The organism is Aestuariivirga sp. (assembly GCF_044239095.1).
Classification (GTDB): domain Bacteria; phylum Pseudomonadota; class Alphaproteobacteria; order Rhizobiales; family Aestuariivirgaceae; genus Aestuariivirga.
On sequence record NZ_JBIICB010000292.1, the window covers coordinates 1 to 5,173 of the forward strand.

Annotated in this window: 6 protein-coding genes and 1 pseudogene; 5 read left to right on the top strand and 2 right to left on the bottom strand. The window is 61.8% G+C overall.

All coding sequences use genetic code 11. From position 1 onward, the window contains the following. The coding region (locus tag ACILRA_RS19450) for a hypothetical protein (RefSeq protein WP_395663715.1) at positions 1-230 on the top strand (230 nt) is incomplete at its 5' end. 237 nt (positions 231-467) lie between these two features. Here ACILRA_RS19450 and ACILRA_RS19455 read toward each other — a convergent pair. Beyond that, positions 468-1,373 carry an endonuclease/exonuclease/phosphatase family protein gene (locus ACILRA_RS19455; RefSeq protein ID WP_395663710.1) on the bottom strand — a complete coding sequence of 302 codons (906 nt, stop codon included), beginning with the start codon at positions 1,371-1,373 and terminating at the stop codon, positions 468-470. A 134-nt stretch (positions 1,374-1,507) separates the two neighbouring features. Between ACILRA_RS19455 and ACILRA_RS19460 the strand changes: the two genes are divergently transcribed. The 4 genes from ACILRA_RS19460 to ACILRA_RS19475 are packed head-to-tail and all read left to right on the top strand — an operon-like array spanning position 1,508 to position 5,060. Then, positions 1,508-3,001 (top strand): ABC transporter substrate-binding protein, encoded by a 1,494-nt coding sequence (locus ACILRA_RS19460; protein WP_395663711.1) that lies wholly within the window; start codon positions 1,508-1,510, stop codon positions 2,999-3,001. Between the two features lie 21 nt (positions 3,002-3,022). Then, positions 3,023-3,973 carry an ABC transporter permease gene (locus ACILRA_RS19465; RefSeq protein WP_395663712.1) on the top strand — a complete coding sequence of 317 codons (951 nt, stop codon included), beginning with the start codon at positions 3,023-3,025 and terminating at the stop codon, positions 3,971-3,973. Beyond that, on the top strand, positions 3,970-4,824 hold the full coding sequence (locus tag ACILRA_RS19470) for an ABC transporter permease (RefSeq protein ID WP_395663713.1): 855 nt from the start codon (positions 3,970-3,972) through the stop codon (positions 4,822-4,824). Before ACILRA_RS19465 ends, ACILRA_RS19470 begins: the two co-directional genes overlap by 4 nt. Next, entirely contained in the window at positions 4,821-5,060 is a 240-nt protein-coding gene (locus ACILRA_RS19475) for an ATP-binding cassette domain-containing protein (RefSeq protein WP_395663714.1), read from the top strand. Before ACILRA_RS19470 ends, ACILRA_RS19475 begins: the two co-directional genes overlap by 4 nt. On the opposite strand, the pseudogene ACILRA_RS19480 reads toward ACILRA_RS19475, so the two are convergent. After that, positions 5,049-5,173, bottom strand: a pseudogene (locus ACILRA_RS19480) (IS630 family transposase); the annotation flags it as partial. The gene ACILRA_RS19475 and the pseudogene ACILRA_RS19480 overlap by 12 nt on opposite strands.

The window sequence follows — 5,173 nt, forward strand, 5'->3', positions numbered from 1 at the left end:
CGGCTCATGCGTTTTTATCTCCCGTTCAAGCGCTCATTCCCATTCCTGCACTAGGTGTGTCCGTCGTCAGACAATTTGACACGTTTGGGTGCGTGATCGAAGAAAGGATCTGGCGCATCTGGGCATGGTATTATGCGGCCTTGTCGCGATGTTGCAAGCGTCGGGTTTTGATTGTGTCGCGTTTGATCCCTTCTCGTTCCAGCAGGATTGTCTGGACGCGCCCGAAGTAGACGTCGGCTGGGGTGCCCAAGACCCGCTGCCGCCTCTATCACATCGAAAAGGCGAAGGACGGATTTCCATGCCTCACTTCACAGTGGTGTCGTTCCTGCCGGCAATTGGACAGCAACCGGTCTCCGGTGAAAATGGCGGTACTGGCCCGGCAGGACGGGCGAGCGAGCTCGCGCCGTCCCTGTTCAGAAGCGATTCGATATCCCCTGCGCGATCAAAGGCACATCCGGCACCTCGGCCTAGACGGCGCCGTTCCAGTCCAACTCCGCGAACACCGGCTGGTGGTCGGACGCATCTGCCGCCTCGTCGATCCAGGCGCGGCGGACCAACCCTGCCAACTCCAACGTGACGAAGATGTGGTCGATCCGCTTGGCCTGCTCGATGCCATTGGCGGGATAGGTGATGCCGGCATTCTCGTTCACCCCGGTGAGGGTGAGCGCATCGGCGAATAGACCCTGCTCGGCGAGGCGTCCATAATCCGGCCCGACGGGCCCGGCCAGCACCGCATATTCGGGCGAATTGGGCATCATGTTGAAGTCGCCCAGCAGGATGGCCGGACGGGGCATCGACGGAACGTCTTCCTTCTGGACCGCGATCCAGTCCGCGCCATATTCCGATGCCGGAACACCGGGCCCGGTGATGGGCCCGCCCTGAACGGGCGCATCGGCGACGATATCGAGGATCAGCCGCGATTGCAGCAGGCGCTGTCGCTCCGAAACATAATTGAGATGGGTGACATAGAAGCGGAATGGTGCAGTCGGATGGCCAATTACGGTTTCGAGCAGCACGCTGCTGTCGTTCAGGTGGCCATGGACCGGGTATGACGGAAGCGGGTAGGTGCGCGCTGTCAGAACGGGCCAGCGCGAGATGACCAGCAGTCCATACTGCCGGCGACGGCCCTTGACCCGTCCGCCCTCGCCACTGCTACCGTCGATGTCGACGGAGGGCGCGAAGAACACATGCCGGTCCGGAAACAGCTCGACAAGACGTTGCACCTGGTCGGCATGCTCCATCTCCCGCCAGTTCCGCTCAACCTCCTGCAGTCCGATGATGTCGGCCTCCGCCACAGTCTGCGCAATCCGGGTAAGATCGACCACGCCGTCGCGGCCCTTTCCCCACTGAATATTATAGGTCGAAACCAGCATTTTACCTGTCCTTTGGTCATTTGCGGGAGAACCGCTTTATGTCATCATTTCTTTACGACGATTACCCAACGTCTTTGGAATTGTCATTGATCATGCCGACATCGGTGAAAGATGCGGTAGCAAGGGGAGGAACCATGATGCTTCGTTTTGTGATTGCCGCCGCCGTCATTTCGGGCGCCGTCACCTTCACCGCAGCGGAGGCCGCCGCTGAAAAAGTCTTCCGGCGCGCCAACGACCTCAGCTATGGTGGCAAGGAAAGCCTCGACCCGATCTCAGCGACCCGCTTCTACGAAGTGAACGACATGGTCTATTCCCGACTGGTCCGCCAGGACGACAATGGCGAGCCCGCACCGGAACTCGCGACGGCCTGGACCTCTAATGACACCGCCACCGAATGGACCATCGCGCTCCAGTCCGGCGTTACCTTCCATGATGGCAGCGCCTTCGACGCCGCCGATGTCAAGTATACTCTGGAGCGGATCAAGGATCCCGCCCTCGAATCGCCCCTCGCTTCGGTTCTCGATTTCATCGAACGGGTGGACGTCGTCGATCCGGCTACCGCGAAGATCGTGCTGTCCAAGCCACATGCGGGCCTGCCGCTGCTGCTGATGGACTACCGGGTCAGGATGATCCCGGAAGGATCGGGCGCCAGCATCGCCAAAACCGGCATCGGCACCGGACCCTTCAAGATCGAGAGCTATGATCCCGAGGGCCAGACCGTACTGGTCGCCAATGAAGTCTATTGGGAAGGCAGCCCGAAGCTCGACAAAATCGTGTTCACCGCCATTCCGGACAGCGAAGCGCGAAATCAGGCCATGATGGCCGGCCAGTTGAACTTCAATACGCTGACACTCGACCAGATTCCGCAGTTCAAGGACAATCCTGCCTTCAGCGTGCAGAACTATCCGGCCGGCGGGTGGTTTGGCCTGGTCTTCCGCACCGACACGGCCCCCTACACCGATGCCCGCATCCGCAAGGCGATGCGCATTCCCGTGGATCGCGCCGAGATGATGAAGCTGATGGTGGGCGAAGGCAACGGCGTGACGGGCTGTGACCAGCCGGTCAAGGCGAATGATCCGTTCCGCGCGCCACTCGATTGTCCGCCGGACCCGGAGGGCGCGAAGAAGCTGCTGGCCGAAGCGGGCTATCCCGAAGGTATCGACATCGAGGTTCATACTGCCGATCTCGAGCCGGGTATGGTGCGTTTCGCCGAGGTCTATCAGCAGCAGGCGGCGAAAGTGGGGATCCGCGTGAAGCTGACGCTAGCCCCTTCTGACGGCTACTGGGACGACGTCTGGATGAAGGTTCCGGCGGCCATCACCTCATGGAGCGCGCGGCCCGCCGATCAGATCCTTAACGAGGCCTACCGGACGGGCAGCGCCTGGAATGAGAGCTACTACGCCAATTCGGCCTATGACCAGATCCTCGACAAGGCTCGCGCCACGCTGGACTTCGCGGGCGCACGCGCCCTATATCAGGAGGCACAGCGCATACTGTTCGAAGAGGGCGGAACATTCATTCCCTATCAGCAGAACGGCTTGCGCGTTCTCACCAGCGATGTGCAGGGGATCAAGCCGCTCGATGAGGACTACATCCGCTGGCACCTGGTCGATCTTATCCCGAAATAGGCGAGGCTTGAAGGCGTCAGAATGCTCCGTCTGATCGTGCGGCGGGCCGCGAGTTCCCTCTTCACGCTGATCCTGATTTCGGTCGTGGTGTTTGCGGGCCTTGAGTTTATGCCCGGAGATGCCTGTACCGCCCATCTTGGACGCGACGGCAAGGGCGCGGTGCTCGAGGCCTGCCGCGCGCGCATGGGCCTTGATGCGCCGCCCGTCAAGCGCTTCACCCAGTGGGCCGGCGACATCCTGCGCGGCGAGCTCGGCACCTCTATGCAGCGTGAAAAACCGATCACAGAGATCGTTGGCTGGCGCTTGCGCAACACGCTGGTCCTCAGCGCCGTGGCAGCGCTGATCGGCATTCCGCTTGCGGTCTTGCTGGGAATCATCGCAGGTTTGCGCCGTGACCAACTTTTCGACATGGCCGCCTCGGGAACCGCTCTCGTCGCAATGACCATCCCTGAATTTGTCTCCGCCACCTTACTGATCCTGGTCTTTGCCGTGGGGCTCGGATGGACGGCTGGCGTGGTCACCATTGGCTACAAGGCGCCGCTCCTGGAGATGGTGTCAGCCGCGTTTCTGCCGGCTGTCGTGCTCAGTATGGTGCTCGCGGCGCATATCATGCGCATGGTGCGGGCCTCTGTCATCGATGTCCTGAAGAGCGATTTCGTCCTCATGGCGAGGCTCAAGGGCGTTCCGCAGCAACAGATCATCTGGAGGCACGTGGTGCCAAACTCGCTGCTGCCAGTCATCAGCGTGATCGGCCTTACCGTTGCCTGGCTGCTCGGCGGCGTGGTGATCGTGGAAAGCGTGTTCAACTATCCGGGTCTTGGCCGCCTTGCCGTCGATGCGGTCGGCGACCGCGATCTTCCGCTGGTACAGGCAATCGCACTGTTGTTCGGCATCACTTATGTCGTGACCAATCTGATGACCGACATCGCCGCCCTGCTGCTGAACCCACGGCTCCGGACCTACCGGGCATGACGGGCTTGCGCGCCACTTTGGCCTACGTGCTGCGGCAGCCCTCGGGGGCGGTGGGCCTGGTGCTCGTCGCGGTCCATCTACTGATCGCGCTCGCAGCACCCTTCATCATTCCCTATGACGCGGCGACGCAGAATGCAGCGGCGATCCTCGAGCCGCCCTCTCTCACCCATCTGTTCGGAACCGACCGGCTTGGCCGCGACGTGTTCAGCCGCACGCTGCTCGGAGGCCGCGAGGCCATGCTGATTAGTACGCTCTCTGCCATCTGCGCAATGGCGTGGGGCTCCCTCCTTGGCATTGTCGTGGCGCTTGCGGGCGGACTGCTCGATGCCGCCGTCATGCGGGTGGTGGATGCCATGGTTGCCATTCCATGGATCCTGCTGGTCATGCTGTTCGTGGCGGCACTCGGCAGCAGCACCGCAGCGCTCATTCCCCTACTCGGTTTCTCTTACGGGCTCTCCGTCGTCTATCTTGCTCGCAGCGCCGCACTGGATTTCGTTGCGCGCGATTTCGTGCTGGCAGCACAGGTCCGTGGCGAAAGCCGCTGGACAATCGCCGTCAAGGAGCTTCTTCCTAACATCCGTGACAGCCTCGCCGTTCAGGGGGCGATGCAATGGTCATGGATATTCCTTGCGGTGAGTTCGCTGTCGTTTCTAGGCATGGGTGTGGCACCCCCAACGCCGGACTGGGGCCAGATGATCGCGGATGCGCGCGGCATCATGCGGACTGCGCCCTGGACGGTCGTCTGGCCGATGGTTTTTCTCAGCAGCCTGATCATCGGCGTCAATCTTGCGGTGGATGCCTGGGCCAAGGCGCTGGGCATCGAACGGCTTGGCCGGACACCGCAATCATGACGCTGCTGGCCATCGACGGTCTCTCGATCGCCGCAGCCGCCTATGGCCCGGATGCGCTGCCGGTGATCGACGGCATCAGCCTTAGTGTCGCGGAAGGCGAGTCGCTGGGCATCGCGGGCGAGTCGGGCTCGGGCAAGAGCACGCTGCTGCTTGCCATGATGGGGCTCGTACAGCACGGCCTGCACCGCACCGGTGGCAAGGCATGTTTCGCCGGAGTATCGCTCCTAGTGGATTGACTCCAACGTTTGGAACCCACGGTTCCGAGCTGCGATGATATCGCCAGGGTTGGCTTTCCATGCGAAGGGTTTGGGACTGGAGGCGTTGTATTCGCGGATGAAGCGGTTGATGG

Coding starts and splice junctions, on each gene's coding strand:
- ACILRA_RS19455 (WP_395663710.1), bottom strand. CDS start 1,373: ATGCTGGTTTCGACCTATAATATTCAGTGGGGAAAGGGCCGCGACGGC.
- ACILRA_RS19460 (WP_395663711.1), top strand. CDS start 1,508: ATGATGCTTCGTTTTGTGATTGCCGCCGCCGTCATTTCGGGCGCCGTC.
- ACILRA_RS19465 (WP_395663712.1), top strand. CDS start 3,023: ATGCTCCGTCTGATCGTGCGGCGGGCCGCGAGTTCCCTCTTCACGCTG.
- ACILRA_RS19470 (WP_395663713.1), top strand. CDS start 3,970: ATGACGGGCTTGCGCGCCACTTTGGCCTACGTGCTGCGGCAGCCCTCG.
- ACILRA_RS19475 (WP_395663714.1), top strand. CDS start 4,821: ATGACGCTGCTGGCCATCGACGGTCTCTCGATCGCCGCAGCCGCCTAT.